Origin of the sequence: [Micrococcus luteus] ATCC 49442 (assembly GCF_010367585.1) — a bacterium.
Taxonomy (GTDB): Bacteria; Actinomycetota; Actinomycetes; order Actinomycetales; family Micrococcaceae; genus Arthrobacter; species Arthrobacter luteus_A.
On sequence record NZ_JAAAXP010000001.1, the window covers coordinates 1,221,877 to 1,239,301 of the forward strand.

11 protein-coding genes and 3 pseudogenes are annotated in these 17,425 nt (G+C 58.5%); 7 read left to right on the forward strand and 7 right to left on the reverse strand.

What is annotated here, in order from left to right:
* The first annotated feature begins 2,100 nt into the window (after positions 1–2,100).
* Positions 2,101–2,301, forward strand: a complete 201-nt coding sequence (locus tag GUV69_RS05645) for a hypothetical protein (protein ID WP_164200490.1) — start codon at positions 2,101–2,103, stop codon at positions 2,299–2,301.
* Positions 2,302–2,539: 238 nt separating this feature from the next.
* Here GUV69_RS05645 and GUV69_RS05650 read toward each other — a convergent pair whose 3' ends face one another.
* Complete coding sequence (locus GUV69_RS05650; protein ID WP_164200492.1) at positions 2,540–3,676, reverse strand: DUF4062 domain-containing protein; 1,137 nt, start codon at positions 3,674–3,676, stop codon at positions 2,540–2,542.
* A gap of 61 nt (positions 3,677–3,737) precedes the next feature.
* Here GUV69_RS05650 and GUV69_RS05655 point away from each other — a divergent pair, with 61 nt between their 5' ends.
* The 4 genes and pseudogenes from GUV69_RS05655 to GUV69_RS05670 all read left to right on the forward strand — a co-directional run bounded on the left by GUV69_RS05655 (position 3,738) and on the right by GUV69_RS05670 (position 5,636).
* The gene (locus GUV69_RS05655) at positions 3,738–4,034 is read left to right on the forward strand and encodes a transposase (RefSeq protein ID WP_164206250.1); all 297 of its coding nucleotides are present in this window, start codon (positions 3,738–3,740) and stop codon (positions 4,032–4,034) included.
* A 53-nt stretch (positions 4,035–4,087) separates the two neighbouring features.
* Positions 4,088–4,465, forward strand: coding sequence for an IS3 family transposase (locus tag GUV69_RS05660; RefSeq protein ID WP_164200494.1), 378 nt, complete (start codon positions 4,088–4,090; stop codon positions 4,463–4,465).
* Positions 4,466–4,483: 18 nt separating this feature from the next.
* A pseudogene (locus tag GUV69_RS05665) lies at positions 4,484–4,659 on the forward strand (IS256 family transposase); the annotation flags it as partial.
* Between the two features lie 185 nt (positions 4,660–4,844).
* Positions 4,845–5,636 (forward strand): hypothetical protein, encoded by a 792-nt coding sequence (locus GUV69_RS05670; protein WP_164200497.1) that lies wholly within the window; start codon positions 4,845–4,847, stop codon positions 5,634–5,636.
* A gap of 499 nt (positions 5,637–6,135) precedes the next feature.
* Here GUV69_RS05670 and GUV69_RS05675 read toward each other — a convergent pair whose 3' ends face one another.
* The 3 genes and pseudogenes from GUV69_RS05675 to GUV69_RS23610 all read right to left on the reverse strand — a co-directional run.
* Positions 6,136–7,428, reverse strand: a complete 1,293-nt coding sequence (locus GUV69_RS05675; RefSeq protein ID WP_164200499.1) for an ISL3 family transposase — start codon at positions 7,426–7,428, stop codon at positions 6,136–6,138.
* Positions 7,429–7,661: 233 nt separating this feature from the next.
* Positions 7,662–9,149 carry a KAP family P-loop NTPase fold protein gene (locus GUV69_RS23605; protein ID WP_431197123.1) on the reverse strand — a complete coding sequence of 496 codons (1,488 nt, stop codon included), beginning with the start codon at positions 9,147–9,149 and terminating at the stop codon, positions 7,662–7,664.
* Positions 9,150–9,155: 6 nt separating this feature from the next.
* Positions 9,156–10,631: pseudogene (locus GUV69_RS23610) on the reverse strand (Clp protease N-terminal domain-containing protein); the annotation flags it as partial.
* An 852-nt stretch (positions 10,632–11,483) separates the two neighbouring features.
* Between GUV69_RS23610 and GUV69_RS05685 the strand changes: the two are divergent.
* Positions 11,484–11,645: pseudogene (locus GUV69_RS05685) on the forward strand (malate synthase A); the annotation flags it as partial.
* 422 nt (positions 11,646–12,067) lie between these two features.
* Complete coding sequence (locus tag GUV69_RS23615; RefSeq protein WP_164200503.1) at positions 12,068–12,424, forward strand: helix-turn-helix domain-containing protein; 357 nt, start codon at positions 12,068–12,070, stop codon at positions 12,422–12,424.
* A 689-nt stretch (positions 12,425–13,113) separates the two neighbouring features.
* Here GUV69_RS23615 and GUV69_RS05695 read toward each other — a convergent pair.
* The 3 genes from GUV69_RS05695 to GUV69_RS05705 form a co-directional block, all read right to left on the reverse strand.
* Positions 13,114–13,617: a hypothetical protein gene (locus GUV69_RS05695; protein WP_164200505.1), complete on the reverse strand. Its 504-nt coding sequence runs from the start codon at positions 13,615–13,617 to the stop codon at positions 13,114–13,116.
* 129 nt (positions 13,618–13,746) lie between these two features.
* Positions 13,747–14,676 carry a hypothetical protein gene (locus GUV69_RS05700; protein ID WP_164200507.1) on the reverse strand — a complete coding sequence of 310 codons (930 nt, stop codon included), beginning with the start codon at positions 14,674–14,676 and terminating at the stop codon, positions 13,747–13,749.
* A 426-nt stretch (positions 14,677–15,102) separates the two neighbouring features.
* Positions 15,103–17,388 (reverse strand): hypothetical protein, encoded by a 2,286-nt coding sequence (locus GUV69_RS05705; protein WP_164200509.1) that lies wholly within the window; start codon positions 17,386–17,388, stop codon positions 15,103–15,105.
* Positions 17,389–17,425 lie beyond the last annotated feature (37 nt).

The following is a 17,425-nucleotide window of genomic DNA, read 5'->3' on the forward strand; positions in this document are numbered from 1 at the left end:
TTTTGCCAGTTGACATCGGGATGAGCTTTGAGGAGAGCCCGTACCATGTCTGATGCCCATCCGCGTCTCCAGCGGCCTGGAACCACCTCAATCTGCTTGAACTTTCCTCGTCGACCGTCGTCGATACGAAAGTGAAGCTGCGTGCTGCAGTCGAAGGGAACTTCCGATCGGAGGAATTCGTCGATGTGACGTTGGCGATGGCGCGGAAGGGGCTTTACATACGCATAGTAGTGAGACAAAGAGGTCTTACGTGGCCGTTGGACTGTGAACAGTCTGGTGCCCACCAAAACGATCGAGTATCGGCTGTGTCGTACTCGGAGGCCGACGTCCCGGACCGATTCAAAGGTACTTGTTGCCCAAGCGCGAACGCTTTCCTGCCATTTGAACATTCACTCAGCCTAGTCGGGCACCCGTTGCCCTTGCTGGTCACGTTTCCTAGTTTTAGCGCGTGCGTATTCGGGCAGTCGAAGTTCCCGCCAAATGTGCGGGCGCGGGGCGTACGTCCGGCCTCGGCGCACGCCCGACGGCAACCCACCGCTGCCTGGAGCAAGGCTACGCCGGTTTGCGAGGTGGCGTTATCCATAGCCTGAGCGTCAAGCAAGAATCATCTGACCCGCAATAGAGTCCCTCCGGGACCTCTCCTGCCGTTCTCAAGAGCCGATCATTGGACCCTATGTCAACTTGTTGCCTGGGGCAATCATTCCGCGGAACGTCGTTTACGTCTTGCTGATGCTAAACCGGAAGGCGTGCATCGCTGTGGACAATGTGATGACGGCAACATTCGCGTCATCATGACGACTTCGCTACGCCAATCGACTTGTGCGCGGTCGGTAACTACGATTCCAAGAGATCAATCGTCATCTAGCTGGATTACATGAGCCCCCGTTGGAAAATCTTCAGCGAACGTCGGCCCTCATAACGCCCGGTAGCGGATGACCAGACCATCGATCACGCCTGTCTGCTCCTAATCCATTTCTTAGCGCGGCCCGTGATTTCAAAGTGTTCCGCTCCTTAGGTGACCGCAGAGGATTTCCGATGCTGCACTTCCAGTGGCCTGCGCTGTGAGTGTCCCCGTCAATTTCATACCTGCTTGCCTGGTATCGTCCCGCCACAAGTGCGGCCTCGACGCCGGACCTCAGCCGCGGATGACCTCGCGCGAGTAGCCGTATTCGTTGAGTCCGCCTGGCGGCTCCCGGACGTTCTCATTGTTAGTGGGTCCGGACCTGTTGGTCCCATTACAGGGCTCCGTGGGCCCAATAATCCAAATTGTACGGCTCCGTGTGAGGGAGCAGAGCCTCTATGATCACGATTCCTGCTGACATTGAAGTCTGCTCCATCATTCCTGAGCAGTCCTAAGTGGGCTACAGAATTTCGCGCCTCCAACACCAGTTCCTGCTGTTGCTGAGTCCATGGAGAGGTCGAAGTTTTGGATTCAATCATCGATCGAGCGCTCGACAGTACATCCGCGCCCATGCGCGTCCTTAGCTTCGGGTGCTGTGGCAAATATTCGACCTCACCTGAGAGAAGAAGCGTGGAGATAGGGTCCGCGGCCACTAGCGCTGGATTGACATGAGCCAGGAAAGCTTTGGTCAGGAGTTCGACAGCCGTGCCACATGACATGGCAGAAACGAGTTTTGCCGCCATAGTTTGTTCCTGGGATCTTTTGATCGCCTCGCCCATCATGTAGCTCGAGGCACGCCACAGGTGCATTGTGAGCTCGGCGAAGTCATAGAGCTCACCGTCGTATTCCCAAGCCAAGGGCCAATCTAGGTAGAGGTGCCGGGGATCGGAGGACAGTCCCCTGTTCTCAGACTCCAGGCTAAAGGAAGAAAAATCGTTCGGATCCACTCGGCTCATCCTACTGGCCCTTGTAGAGAGGGCGATCCGGGCTGTCAGTGACAAAGACTTATTCCTCTCCCTATTCAAGCTGGTCGGTCCGCGCAGCCAAGAAACCCGTTATGAGGTTGTCGTCTTCACTGCGCATCTCATCTTCTCGGCCTGGGATGACGTTCTGCCGGCTGTACAGAAAACGTCGAATACCCCCCCGATCCCCGCGGAGCATGTCAGAGTGATTCCCGCAATGCCGTCTCCTCGGTTACGTTGCTTGAGCTCGATATTTTCGGCGAGGACACCGATGAGGGACAGGTCACGGTCGGCTTCGAAGTGACCATTGACGGACATGATCCCGTTCCCGCGCTCCTGCTGAACATCGGCAAGGTCGAGGCTCTGGGACAACCGCTGCCGCTAGCAGGCATCCTCAAAGGGCCCGGGTTCCGCGAGTCGCCGTTGTCGTGCCAGTAGGCGCCCTGCGGCCTCACAGCGAGGGCATTGCTTCCCAGGGTTGTTGACCCTTTGCCGAGGTGTGCGGCTCCAGCTAGGCCAATTGGAATAGGAATGACCCACGAGTTTTTTGCGCGGGGCAGTCCTACACTTCGAAGCGATCCTCTAAGCCAACGCCATCGCTCGTGCCGTCGACGCGATCCGCGCGACGTCTCGACAACGCGGGACGACGGACCTTAGCGGAGGTCCCCACGGACGCTCACGCCGAGTTTTCAAATGCGCGGATCAACGACCGGGCGAGCATAGACGCGATTTCGCCCGCCCCCCGATCCAGTGCCGCGCGGCTTACTGTTTCATCAGGTTCCAGACGAAGCGGTGAGCTGTTAAGGCGCATGCCAACGCTGTTACGGGGACCGCGTCCTAGTTCCCCGACCGCCACCATCGATGTCGAGGTGATTCCCATGCCAATGGCAAACCTGGCGGCCCCTGTTACGTCGATCCGACCGGATAGGCGCAACGCTGATGCTATGTCCTGAGCTAATTGCCGAGCGTCCAGGATCGACCCCATTGTGTCCCCTGGAAGCCTGAATGTCACAGTAGTCCCCCCGGACTTGCGGACCATCACTGCCGCGAAGGAGCCTTCGTGAGTCTCATGAAAACCGCCCCTGCGTAGAGGCGGCGGAGACTGAACAACGACACCACCTTCGATGTGGTCCAATTCCAATCCCTGAGCAGCAGAGACGAGCCCTGCGTTTCTGACATGCTTCGGCAGGCCCGTCCCTATTTGTTCAAGGAGTCGGGCGGAGACGGGACTTCCGTCGAGCGGAACCACATGAATCTCCAAAGGGGAACGTTCTGAGGAAGAAAACTGGTTCCGAGCAGCTTCTTCTCCTAGCCAGCGAATCGCAACGGATTCGTGCAGCGGTTCGAAATCCATGGATTCCGGTGAGGCTTCGAGTTCGCGAATGGACGCCACCACAGCTTGTTGAAGCTCCGCTATATCTGAGAAGGCCTTATAAAAGCGGCCCGAACCATAATCACCAAGGCTTCTTTCGAACTCCTGCTGCTCTAAGTCGAAGGTGCTACCAGACTTGCGGAATACGAAACGGGGGATGCCCACCCGTTGTGCTGCCACCCACTCATCATGTGTCGCTGATTGCCCGGTCTCCGGAAACACCGTGCCGTAGTGAGGCCCCAGCAACAGCAGGTAGGCATCACTAGATTCCACACCATTTATGCAGGCCTCCCTACTTGGGACCGATTGGGCGGAAAAGTCCTCAAAACGAACTGGCTCGTGCCCAAGTGCCTTGATCAGGCCCGGTAGCGCGTCCCGCTCTAGTTCCAACCCACGCCGAACGCTGCTTATGAAAATCCTCATTGGAACATTGTGCTTCACCCGACACGACTTCTTCTAAGACCTGCGCCCGTATGGTGATTTGAGACAGGGTTAGCAGAATCTGTTTCATGTCGATCGTCGTAAGTTCAGCCCTGAGTTCAAGGCTGAGGCCATTGAGCTGGTGATTTCCTCGGGTCGTCCTTTGATCCAGGTCACGGCCGAAATAGGGGTCAATGAAGGGACCTTGGGGAATTGGGTGCGGGTCTGGAAGGAAGAGCATCCCGACGTCGCCGCCGATGAGCCGGGCCCCGTGGAGGGGGCGAAGTACAAGGCGCTGCAGGCCGAGAACGCGGAGCTGAAACGGGAAATCGAGTTCCTGGGAAAAGTCAGCGCCTTCTTCGCCGCGAAGCAACGATAGACGACTACTACGCGTTCATCTGGCAGGAGAAGGCCGATTACAAGATCGACTGGATGTGCCAGCAGCTGAAGGTCCCCAGGTCCTCGTACTACCGCTGGACGATGCCGAAGGAACCGACCCCGACACAGGTCCGCCACCACAAGCTGACCGTGGAGGTGGAGCGCGTGTTTGGACGCGAGAAAGGCCTGGCCGGCAGGGACCAGATCACCACGATCCTCGGCCATGAGGGCATCCCGGTTGCCCCGGGAACGGTCGGTGCCATCATGAAAAAGCAGGGCCTGCGGGCAGTGCGGATGCGCGCGTGGAAGAAGACCACGGTCGTTGACCCGGCCGCCAGGACCGGGCACATACGCAACCATATGCAGGACGCGGACGGGAACCGCGACTTCAGCGCCACCGTGCCGGGAACAAGGATGGTCGGAGACATCTAATGCCGACGTCGGCATTAGGTGTGGGCCCGCGGGCACTTTCCAATTGAGACCGCTGCCCTGAAATGCCTGTACCTGGTCACCAGGTCTCTTGATCCCACCGGCGGCGGCCGCGCACGTTGGTAAAGAGCTGGAAGCCTGCGCTAAACGCGTTCGCGATTACCTTCGCGGGCCGGTTTGCAAGAACCACTCAATAATGAAAACCGGCCGGCCTCCACACACCGTTTATCGGACAGTCCCTAACCGATAACGCACCAGTAACGGTTGAAGTGATGAAGTCTGCACAAAGTTATTGAAGCTGAGGCAAATCGCACCCGTTAGGAGAACCGGAGGGGTCCAGATGTGGTTAGACGAGCGAGGGCGCCGTGCTGTCACTATTTCTGTGATCAGCTTGGTGGCTGCGGTAGTTTGCTTTGGTCTGCTCGGTGCAACGGGCACGTTCGACAATGGTGCAGTCACGCTGGGAGGTTCTTTCGTTGGCTTTGTAGTTTGCATGTTCGTGTTAAACCGCATATGGCGCACTGGGGGACTTGAAGAACGGGCTAGACGTACGGACTCCCCGATCGTGATACAGGAGGTTCTGAAATTTCTTGACCTGCGGGATTCTCCACCCGATAGACCAGGGGCATTTGGAAAACTTAGTGATTACTACTTCGTCAAGCGGACGACTAACTTTTCACAACTGAGGTTCCACTACGCCTCGACAGGAAACATAGAATTTATTGGGAGTCCAACTCACCCTCAGTCTGCAAAGGCGGCGCGGGTCCAAGTCGCGCACACGGGAGCGAATCAGGAGAATTTTAAAGAGGAGCTTCAACTCGACATCGACCTCTCAAACGTAGCCCAAGGCGAAAGTGTTCCGGTACTCAGCCAGATAACGTATTCAAACGCCTTCACCGGTGCAGACGGGGACTCCTTAGAGACCCACGTGGACTACGTTACTGGTCGGCTTACCATGGTGCTCCTCATGCCTGCCGATGCCTATTGCACATCGGCTATTGGTACGCTTCAAATCGGCCGGGGGGAATTTGCTCCGGTCAACGATGGAAGCCCCGTGATTATGGAGAATGGAGCGGTAATCTACTGGTCTGTGGGAGAGCCAAAGCATGGAGCGCGGTACGCAATACAGTGGAAGTGGAGCCGGCGTACGAGCAGTTCTCCGCTGCACGCATGATATGGGTCCGTGGCGTATAACGTAGGTCTTGGCTCGTCCGGACCGCGGGTCACGAGTCCCGAAACAACTTCCTGCCGTTCGTTCGCGTACAGATGAGCCGGAGCAGTTTCCAGTGAGTGCCTCGACGAAGCTGCTCAGCACGTCCGTCGTGAGCGGGCGCAGGTTCTCCCCCTCGGGAGAGAGCGGCACGGATCCATAGGAATGGATGGAAGGCCCAGGGAACCTGGTACTTCCCGGCCGCCAGCTTTGCCCACGGATATTGTTCTCTCGTTCAGCTTCTGCACCGCGATTCAGCACCTTCCATCTCAGGACGTAGGGGTAGTACAGGAAATCACTACAAACCAGAAACCCTTGTTAGGCATGAGTGGGGTTCCCCCGCAGCATCTCGGCAAAGCGAGGCATGCCGCCATCCGTCCTGAGTGACCACACAGTCGATCGTGACCGAGTGCGTTTTGTCGGCTCTTCGCGGTTCATGGGGAATTGGAATCCCTGATGAGTGTCATGCCGCCGTCCGGGCGGCACTTCTCATGAGAATAACTGATTTGTAATTGCCTGGGTTGCGGTGGCCGCGGGCGGTGCGTTTGATGTGTTTGATGGCGGTGTTGTTGGCCTCGACCTTGCCTGTTGTAGCGCCGGTGATGATGAGGACTTCGATCTCGTTCCACCATCTGCAAACGGTCCGGTAGAGCTTGTTCGTCTCGGGCCGCGCGGCGGCCTGAACAAGGACGTGGAGTTCTTCTTTCGCGACGGCTGCGTCGGCGAGGGAGCTCGTGCGGAGCAGTGCCCGCAGTTGTTCTTTGACCTTCCAGACCGCTTCGAGCTTGCCGGTCGGGTCATCAACGGCGAAGACCTCGGCCAGGCGGTGTGCTGCGCTGTCGCTGAGGGTGTCGCCGGCGCGCAGGAGCAGCATCCGGTGCGCCCAGGCCTTGTCCACGGTGCGGCCGCGTCGGCCCTTGACCTGCTGGGACAGGTTCTGCCTGGCCTCGGTCATGGCCTGGTTGCCCAGGGAGACGAGGTGGAAATGATCGACGGCGACGCCGGTGCGTGGAAGCCACATCCGTAGCGCCTTGCGGAACGCGGCCGAGGGGTCGATAGCCACGACCTGGACGCCCAGCCGCCAGTCCAGGGGACGGGCGAAGAGCCAGTCACTAACACCCTTGTGGTCCCGCCCATCGACCACGCCCAATACCTGCCCGGTGTCCAGGTCCACGATCGTGGTCATCCAGGGCTCTTGTCGGATCCAGGCGCTGGATTCCGGGTCGCGGAAGAATCGGACGGACCGAAACCGGTGTTCATCAATGCCCAGCATCCGCGGACTGAGTTCATCGACATCAGGCAGCGTGAGCAGGCAGGCTTCATTCAGCGCGGCCCGTACCATCCACCACGAGACACCGAACGCCGCAGCGGTCTCGGACACTGCCCGTCCCGAACGGATCACCGCGTCAACGACGTGGTCCCGGAGCCGGCCGGTGGACCGGGCACGGCGCGGGACCTGGGTCGTGGATTCAAAGAACGAGAGCCGTGGGCAGGTCCGTTCCTCGCAGTGCCACCGGTATTTGGACCAGAGAACTTCCACGGCGCCGGCGACCGGGATGTCCCGGATCCGCTGGACATGTCGTTCCTTCCGCCTGGTCGCTACGACACCGCAGGTCGGGCAGCCAGGTGGCTGGTCGGTTTCGATAATGATCCGGCGGCTCCCGTCGTCCAGGACGGTGGCGGAAATGACGCGGTAGTCGGGCAGGTTGAAGATGCTGGTGGCAGCGTCGGAGGCCACCCCGGTAGGCTCAGTCAAGGCTCGTGGTCCTGTTCCTGGTTGAATGCTAGACACACTCATCCCAGCAGGGCCACGGGCCCTTCTGTCATCTACGACACGAGATCAATTCCCCACGAACCACGAAGAGCCGTTTTGTCTGCCTTCGAAGATGAAGTTTTCGTTCTGTGCAAAAGGGGCTTCGACCCGGACGGAGGACGGACAAACCGGGCTAGTGCCTCGCTTCCTTCCCGTCGGACACAGGTTGAGTCGGGCTAGCCGCGAGACATGTCGGGCCCCTGCCAAACAGCTGTGAATGTTTCCGTGCCAAGTGGCTCGTTCATAAGAAGGGACCGAAGTGCCATCCTGGCGTTGCGATCACCCACTCCATGCAGAAGTGAGATGAAGTCAACATCTCGGGCTAGAGGAGGATATTCACTCGGAAGGACGGACTCAAGTGTGGATAGGGCTGCCATTAGCCCCTCGCGCTCCGTTGTCGATCTGGAAGGCGGGGCGATGTCATGTCGCCTAAAGAGCTTACTGTTCGTTGACCACCATCTGTCGTTCGTGGGTGGAGGGTCAGCAGCGCGCCCTTTGACTTCCGCATAATCGAGAAAGTCTCCAATGGGATCGAGACCTGACCTCTCGTCGATAAGCACCTCATAAAATGAAGGATACAAGTGCTGGATGATGACTGCCTTGATCAGCTGAGCATTTCCTACTTCTGGAGACGTCCACGCCGGATTCAGATGGCTTTCGAGAACAAAGCTGTTAATTACTCTCTTTATCCTTCGTGGATTGCGTCCGGTGCGCTTGGAGAGAATTTCCTCAACCGTTGCGTCGATAAGAGCCTCAGTTCCCGAACGATGAGCATAGCCACGAATCAAACTCCTTATCTGCTCTTCTTTTGCCGGTTGAAGTCTGTGAACTACCTGAATAATTTTTTCAAGGTACACGGTAGCTTCGTTTCCACGGTCAGAAGCAGACACACCTCGGCGTAAAACGCTGAGGTCACAACCGATCACAAAGATCAGCCCTGGAGCATCTAGATACAATTTGACTGCCTCGCATATCTGGACTATCACGCGATCGGAGCAGCGGTCTAGATCATCTATGAAAATAATAAGGTGACGTCCGATCGCACCAGTATCTTCTTTCTGCGTCCATTCCGAGAGCATGTCGAAAATTGCAGTACGAAGCTCATTACGTCCCTTCGCGTCTATCTCAAGTTCATTCCAGATTTGATCCACGATCCGGCTGACCCCTGCGAATCGAGCGACGACTCCCAAGAGAATTCGAACAAAGAGCATCATCCGGCCGTGTTTAGCTATACGTCGAAGACCACGTCTGAGAGAACTCGGATCTAGTTTGATGAGAACTGACTTAATAAGCCCCTCCAAGGCGTTCTCGCCCTGCGATGTCCATGCATTGAAGTGCACTATTTCAACACCGGCGACCTGACTAAGATTGGAGGCGATGTGACCTAAGAGCGTACTTTTGCCCATACCCCAACCTCCGTCGACTGCCAAGACGAAAGGGGAAGAAGATCGAGAATGACTGATAATCGACGCTATCGACGCTGCGCTCTTTGCGGTCCCGAGTAGGTCGTAGTTCGTATCCTTGACTGGCTGGTCCCCAAGCAAGGCATACGAGTCCGCCGCCTCTTCTTGAACCTTCGGTTGCTGGTCAATCCTTGGCCTGAGAGTGTCGGCAATCTGGGCGGCATCCACATTAGCGAGAGTGGCCACAACTTCGATGATCATGTCCTCGTCCACCTCATGGATGTCGTCCAGGTCGCCCGACTTCCAGCGGCGTTCTATCTCAGCGCGTTCGGTGTTCATCTGCTGCTCTTGGTCACGGAGGGCAGCGGCACCTTCGAAGTCCTGCGCATCAATCGCGGACTCCTTTTCGATCCTCACTTTGGCGATACGTTCATCTACGGCCCTGAGCTCAGGCGGACGGTTTAGCCGGCGTACTGACACGGCGCCAGCCGCTTCATCAAGCAGTGCAATAGCGCTATCAGGTAAAAACTTGTTTTGTAGGTACCGATGAGCAAGAAGTGCGGCAGCAGCGAGGGCATCACTAGTTATAGTTACGCGGTAGTGGGCCTCGAGCCTGTCCCATACGGTTTTCAGATGCTCAACGGTAGCCGATACCGAAAGCTCGTCGACGTTGATCTGATCGATAAATTGCTGGAGCGGCATATTCGGTTCAATAATGCTTCGGTAGTCGTCTGACGTCGTCGCGCCTATTATTTTTGCATTTCCATTTCGCAACAGCGTAGTTACACGTGACATAACATCGATCACTAGTCCAGGGGCCTTGACGTTTAGCAAAATTTGGATTTCGTCAATGAACAGAATAATGTCATATCTGGTTTCGATTTCCTTGAGAACTGCGCTTAAGTTGTCTTCGAAAGTGGCGCCTGGAGTAGTCAGCGCCGACAGATCCAATGCATACAACTCTCTGTCCTGAATAGATCTGGTTACATCCCCCCGTACTATCGCTTGAGCGAGGCCCTCCGCGACGGCCGTCTTGTTTACTCCGGGCTCCCCGATAAGGATGGGATTATTCTTGGTGCGTCGCGAGAGGACCTGAATTACGCGTCCAATTTCCGTTTCACGCCCTATTGCCGGATATAGTTTGTTGTCCCGGGCAGCTTGAGTGAGGTTGCTGCAAAATCGATCTAGGGTTGCGGAACCGGCGTGGGTACCCTCGAGCATGCCCGGACCAGTGTCTGCCCCAGCGGTCCCGTCACCCTGATAGCCCGACAGGAGTTGGATGACCTGCTGGCGGACCCGGTTCAGGTCGGCGCCGAGCTTGACCAGCACCTGGGCGGCGACCCCCTGGCCCTCACGGATCAGGCCGAGCAGGATGTGCTCGGTGCCGATGTAGTTGTGGCCGAGCTGCAGGGCCTCGCGCAGCGAGAGCTCCAGCACCTTCTTGGCGCGGGGTGTGAAGGGCATGTGGCCCGCCGGCGCATGCTGTCCCTGACTATTGACTTGCTGCGCTTTCTCACCGGAAGTGGCCTGCTGCCCCTGGGCCCAAATCTCCTGCACCTGCTCGCGAACGCCGTCCAGGGAAATGCTCAAGGACTCAAGAGCTTTGGCGGCAACGCCTTCACCCTCATGGATCAGGCCTAAGAGGATGTGTTCGGTACCGATGTAATTGTGGTTCAGCATGCGTGCCTCTTCTTGGGCAAGCACAACTACGCGCCGGGCACGGTCCGTAAATCGTTCAAACATAAAGAGTCTTTCCGGTAGACATATGTGCTACCAGTAATTGAATCGAACATAGCTAAAAATCGTAACCCCTACCTGATGGTGTTAGAGCCCTAGAAGATGCCGGCCATCCCTCACGGTGGACTATGCCTTTTCGTCGCGGTACCAAGAACGGGCCTGTATCTTCGGACCCACTGGGAAGCTCCCGTCGCTTGCAGTCCGTAGCGTTCCTGCTTCCCTTAGTGTGGAATGCCTTCGTTCGTGTCCACGTCGCGTTTCAGGAGCGCACGCTGGACCGCAAGGCCTACCGTCTTGCGCCAATGATGCATTCAATGAATCATTGATTCAGGATTCGAGCACATACTTCGACGGAACTGTGCGGCGAAAATGGCGGTGAGCGGGTCCGGTCGTGTGCTGCAGCTAGGCACTGTCCAGCTGCGGCAATCCCGAGGAACTGACGCATGAGGACATGCTGGCCCGGTCGCGCAACCAGCAGCTTAAGTAAATTGCAGTTCGACACAACCCGGAGCCTGCTAGCTCAGGGGAATCTAGCAAGTCCATTTACTTCTCGATCAGCGCCACCCGGCAATGCGGTCAAGGCCGTCTTGCCTGGTCGTGGCTCCTTGATGAAAAGCACTTTGGCGGGGCCCCCGTCTGCTGCAGCGTAACCCTCGAATGCCGGGAACGAGTCCACTTTGCCACTGAAAACGACAGTAGCGACGGTCCGTTCAGAGTTGATTCGAATGATAAATTCCCCATGCATGTCTACATCGCCTATTAGCCTTGAAGCTCGTACTAAAGGGTTGGACCCTTCGCCGCTATAGGTGAAGCGGTAGACCCGTCCGTCCGCATCATTCTTTTCTAGACGGAGTGGTCCTGGAACGCTTCGACGGCGACCGCTTCGAAGACGCCCGCGACATCTTCGAAGAAGTCACCCTCAGCCAGGACTTCCCCTCCTTCCTGATCCTCCCCGCCTACGCCCGCTACCTCACCGAGGCACGGGAAAAGGCAACCCAGGAGGAGCTCGCCGCAGCGTAGAGACGCACAGATTTCCGTCCGCCGGGCAGGCACGCCCTTCGCAACAGGCACCCCCGAGATCCGGGGCGCCCGCCCGGCGACGGAACACCCACGTACAAGGAACGGACAATTGAAACCTTTGTTTGGCAACAACTATCCCTCCGGGCATAGGGCCACTTTGTAGCTCGACTTGGAATACGACTATGTCGAGCTCTTACGTGCCATGGCTTAGAGCAAGCGCTGCCCCGGTCGTGTCCGATTCGAGTGCAACCCCTGCTCACCGCCCGCCTTTTGATTCCCGTCGGACTCAACTCCACCCCAACCTGAAGTCAGCTGGTCCCCCCAACGACTGTCAGATTAGAGTCGAAATCAGCATTTGAGCACACACCCGTAAGAGGGTCTCTCGTGAACTAGGGCTTCCTGCGGCTTTTGTCTACGAGACGTTGGAACAAGCTGGGGAGGCCCTTCGTGTTCCCGAAATCATTGGCGTTACAGGTATTGGCAGATCAACAGTTCATGAGGCTCTTGAGACTTTGGCGTCCTGGGGTCTGGCAAAGTGGACCGTCAACGGGTGGGTTCTTGGTGCCGCGAGTCTTAAGACATGCGCAGAACTTTTGGGGGTTACCGAAACTGTCATGCAACAGCAGGACCTCTATACCCGGCAGCGGAGGATCTGGCATGCCTGGCTGGAGAACAGACAGTCGCCAGGAAGAATTGTTCTCCCTGGCGAGACCTACCCCTATTGGCTGTTTGAACCGCCCGCAGATACCGGCCCACCGTCCGATCTCGACATTGCATAGGCACGGTCCGCGCTAGATAAGGCGGTAGGTCATGCCATAACTCGTGTGGGAAGTCAGGCCATATGAGAGACGTACCATTTCTCGCAACAGCGGACGCCGGTCAACTGGTTGCAGTGTACGAACCCCAAATTGACTCATAGCTGGCAGAATAGCGAAGTTTTCGGGGTCTCACGGATTGCCGGGGGGAGGTGTGTCCGCGAACAGTGGGCGGTCAGACATCGTCACGCAGGGCCCAGTGACGGTGGCCGAGAAGAAAGGGCCGTAGTCGATGCGAACCTGGTCGACCAGCACGAAGTCCTGGAGGCCGTCGCCGCGCGGATCTGAGACCGAGAGGTCGGGAAACTCTTCGAGCGAGCCGCGCGGGCGCAGTTCAACTCCGATGGCTGCCAGCGGTGACGCGTCCTCGGAGTTGACGAAGTCGGTTCCACTTCAGCGACCGAGGAAGCTCATGGGGAAGTAGCCGTTGCTGTAGGACGAAAGGTCTGCAGGCCGTGCCAGTCATTGTCGGCGGGCTGGGTGCCGGGTTTGCGCAAGCTGTATGGTTGCCGGAGCTCCGGTAAGCGCTGCGGCGCGTCGTAGCGGCTGCTGCCGCGGTCGCGCCGGAAGCGGTGCTCAATCCGGTTGCGCCGGAAGCCTCTGGTCTTGATCTTCTGCCCGTGCGTGGTCAGGGAGTTCCCGTGGGGGCCGCGTCAGGTCATGTTGCTCGGAAGGGATTCCCGGAGGTTGACGAAATCTCGTCCGGTCGGGGTGATGGACGCGAGTTGGCTGAGGTCCGGGCCGGAACGTGGCAATTGCCGAACGCCGCCGGGCACCTCGATGTAGCCGAGATCGCGTAGGTGCTGAAGCTCTCGGTCCAGTCCGTCGTTGGCTTCGAATGGCCCGAAGTGGCCGGACTCCAGCTTTCGGAGGTTCAAATACATCGTGGGTGACATGGTCAAGAGGAACAACTTGCTAACCCTTGAGGATAGATCGTCGATTTGGCCACGGATATCCCGGACTTCCTTCCGGACCTCCCCCAACTCCAGCCAAGCCCCGATTTTGACCGGACCTCCTTGCTCTAACCGGCGGAGCATCTCTTTGCGCAACGCAGTAACTTCGCGTCTGAAAATCACTCCGAGCGCCAGCAAGCCGGCAACCCATAGGCCGGTCTGAAATAAAGGCACCCAAGCATCCAAACGAATCCCCTGATCCATGTGAAAACCTCCGATCTAAACACTTTTAGGACTGTAAGAACAGCGGGCTGGGGAGCCCTGCCCAACCTTGTGCGGACTGCCGATCCCAGCTGCAAGAACCCGCCGAATCCCTATAGTCGCAGGGCATTGCTAACTAGCAACCACTTGGGACACAGCAATCGATAGGGAAACAACTGCACTAACCAACCAGGCGCTCAGCACTAGGGCGTAGACGACGAGCAACCCGAAATCATGCTCGATAGGCCACAGGCTCCTACTTCTGCGCATGTAGGGGCCCCGTTCGACCCCGAACAGCGCTTCGAGGGAGCGGGCTCGGCTGATGAGATCGTCATAGAGTTGGGAGTTGCGCACGTCGTAAATTCGAATGCCGAGAGTGATGCCGAAGCCGAAGACTGAGGCTAGGAAGACGAGGAGGGGGGATGCGTCCCGGACTGGTTGTGTTAGGAGAATGGTGAGAGCCAGACCACTAACTGTGGGGACGAATGTCAGGAGTCTGAAACGGACATCTGTTAGTAGCCGGATTTGGTTGCCGAGCTCGGAATAGACGGCCGCGGGCATGTCTCCAGAGGCCGAACCTAGAGCGTTCGCGGCTTCTGTCGTAAACACATTCTTCCCGCTGGGCTCGGCTAGGCGCTCATCACCGAGCCTGAGACGGAGGATGCTGACCGGCTGGCCCGGCGAATCCGCTGACGGGCTATTTCCTTGTTTTATGAATGGCTCGACCACACGTGAATGACCTTTGGCGAGCAGGAACCATTTGGTGCTGTTAGCAGGAGAACGCCCCGTATCGTCTGAATCTTGGTGAAACTGCTTCCATGAACCATGTGCAGGATTCTGATGTGGCAGGATTTTCACATCGACATGACTTTCAAGCTTCGGGAGGTCAAACGATGTGGGTTGGGTCTTGCCATCGGTGACTATTTGGACACACCACGACTGAAGCAGAGGATGGTCTTCGGCCCCCAATAATGCTATTTCCCCCTTGTCGGGAACGCCGATAATACGTCGCAAATGGTAAGTGAAGGGGAAAATGAGTCGGATCATGCGAAATGAAGCCATGGGATCAGCCTGCTCCTTGCGCGGGAAAAGCAATCTTAGCTTTGCGACTCGAATTATCGTGACCAGTGCCGATCAGCGTGGGTGGCGACACCCTTCTGTCAATGACAGTCGGAAACGGAACCCTTTGCGGGGTCGGAATGTCAACGGCAGAGGTCAGGATCTGCGAGGCATGCTCGTAGCGTGAGGAGACGCCTGGAAGGTTCGCTACGGCCTGTTCCAACGGGGTGCCTCCGATCTCGTCGACGATGAAAAGCTCATAAGGGCGCTGCCGGACCAGTCCCTCCGGCAGCCTCCTTGCTCAGGACTGGAGCGTCTCTAGATTGTGTCGCCCAAAAGGAGAGCCGGGCGCCCCATCCTTTGCGGTCGCGAAACCCGTTGGCACCATTCGGGGCTCCCAGCCCAGGCAGGCTGGATGGCCAAAGCGTCTCATGGATATCTATACTTCGACACTTCGGCTTCAAGCCGCAGGTACCGCTCCTCGAGCTCCTCGCGCTTCGAGTGCCTTGGTTTGCCCACCGGCGCCGCGGTCCGCACGGACTGCCCGACCAGCCGTGTGAATTCGGGTAGGTCGGAAAAGGTGGGAATCTGCTGTTTCTCGCCGAAGATGGCCAGGGCGCGCCTTTCCCAGCCACCGTTCGATGGCGGGAACCGGATGAGGTGGTGCAGCACCTCATCCCATGCCAGCCGGCGTCCCGCGACCCGTGCGCCCGCCTGCTGGAGCATGATCGTGAACACCGATGATGAGGCGACGCTGGCGAGCACCCGCGCGTCATTGAAGAACGGCACGGACGTCAGGGTGTCCTTCGACATCAGCGAGTGGGAACCGACGATTTCGTTGAAGGCGCCGTTGTCGGACTCCTGGCCGTGCACCGAGTCCCTGCGCTTGTTCAGCGCATCAGTCGCTGCGTCGCCCGCATCGAGGAGCTCCTGAAGCTGGACGGCGAATTGAATCAGAAAACCGCCGCACCCGGGTGCGTCCGTCGGGAGTTGTTCGGCCTTGCGGTCGATCTCAAATGCGGCAACCATCGCCTCCTTGCCGTGCGCGTTCAGGTGGCCGCGCGCGACAAGGTACCGGACGAACTCTTCGTAGTTGTTCTCGGTGCGGCCGTCCTTAGTCTTGTGGGGCTCCAGGGCTGCTGCGTGGCGCTTGGTCTGGAGCTCGACCTCCGTCTCCTTCACAGTCCGGGGAGGACGAGGCGTTCCCGGGGTGAGAGGCCAGTTCTCTAGCGCCACATTGGCGGCCAGCCGCTGTCGCTCATTTTCGCTCAGCAGTGTGAGAATCAACGGCACCCACTCCCGGAGTTTGTGCTCGAGTCCGGCCATCACCACCGGCTGGCCCAGCTGGCCGAGCCCTTGGGGAGCCTCAAGCCCGCTCTGCTCGAGCGCGCTCGTCACCCACGTCGGCAGCTCGCCGGGCTCACCGGCGGCCTTGTGCTCTAGGTTCTCCAAAGCGTGCAGCAGGGTATGGGCAGTGTCCTGCGACGACGGAAATGCCGGGTAGGCGTGTCGAAGACTCGGCGTGGACATCCGGGTGCTGCTCAACCGGCCGGCGCTCTGCGTCTTAGTGCCTGAGTCGTACGCAGGAAAGCGGAGCCGACGGTAAAGACGGCGCTTCAGCCTAAGCCGCTCGGTCGCGTCGGCGGCGACAAACTCCGGACGGTGCTTGGCGACACCTGAGACGAAACGCTCCAGGAATACCTCGTCGCTCTCGCCCGCAAACTGTTCCGGCCGGAAGCTGCGCAGCTCGAGCAACTCGACTACATTGGAATGGAAGAACCAGTCCTCGACACCGTGCAGCAGCTTGCCCATCCGCACCAGCAACTGCTGCCGCCCTGCCTGATCGTCACGCTTGAGCGCCTGCCAGTCCTGCTCCACCTTCGCCAGCGCCTCTGCCAAGTAGCCCACGTAGTGCACGTCGACCGCGTTCATTACACCGATATCGCCGTCACGCAGGTTCGCTTGGCGGCGCCCGGGGCCGTACATGTTGGGGTGGGACGGCCTCTTGCTCGCGTCCCAGGTGTACGGCGGCTGGTCGGTGTGCTCGTGGGGATAGTACTGCGTGAAGAACTCCTTGAACACTTCCTCCACCCTCGACTCGGGAATCGGCTTAACCTTTCCCCAGTTACCGTCGGTGCGCTTCGGCACATCCTGGGCGAAGAGAAAGTGGGTGGTGCCTTCGATAAAGAGGCGAAAGAACTCGCCGAGGTAACCGAAGTGCTTCACGTCCCGCAGTGCCCGCGCGCCCGGCGTCTTGTCCAGCTGCGTGCGCTCGATCGGGGTCCCGAGGAGGGTATCGATCCAAGTGTCAGCTCCGGCCAGGTCGGCGTACGTGTCCGAGGGAAGAGCCGCCAGAATCCCGCCCAAGGCGGCCAGCCCGAAAGCGGCTCCCTCGGCGACATCCTCCGCGGTGCCCGACAACAGCTCTTTGGCGACCTGCGAGCCCGCGAGCGCGGCGCCGGCTACGAGCGCCGAGATTCCCCGGAGCAGTTGCGTCTTGTCCCTGGTCGTCGGGATGACGATATCGCGCCAGATCCGTTGCTTGGCAAAGATGTATGTGACTGGGTCGCGGAACTGGGAGACATCAGTGAGGTAGTTGCCCAGCTCGAGGTAGGTCATGTCGCCCGCTGTGAGCCCGGCATCACTGAGCAGTTGTGGCGGGACAACGTCTTGGGTGAACAGGAAGATGTCGCGGTGCCGTGAGATGTCACCCATTGTTGGTCCGTGCCTCGATCCTGGTCCGACTGGTGCC

Bases quoted from the DNA above. Each gene is read 5' to 3' on its own strand.
- GUV69_RS05695 (WP_164200505.1), bottom strand. From the start codon at position 13,617: ATGGATCAGGGGATTCGTTTGGATGCTTGGGTGCCTTTATTTCAGACC.
- GUV69_RS23605 (WP_431197123.1), bottom strand. From the start codon at position 9,149: ATGATCATCGAAGTTGTGGCCACTCTCGCTAATGTGGATGCCGCCCAG.
- GUV69_RS05700 (WP_164200507.1), bottom strand. From the start codon at position 14,676: ATGGCTTCATTTCGCATGATCCGACTCATTTTCCCCTTCACTTACCAT.
- GUV69_RS05705 (WP_164200509.1), bottom strand. From the start codon at position 17,388: ATGGGTGACATCTCACGGCACCGCGACATCTTCCTGTTCACCCAAGAC.
- GUV69_RS05660 (WP_164200494.1), top strand. From the start codon at position 4,088: ATGTGCCAGCAGCTGAAGGTCCCCAGGTCCTCGTACTACCGCTGGACG.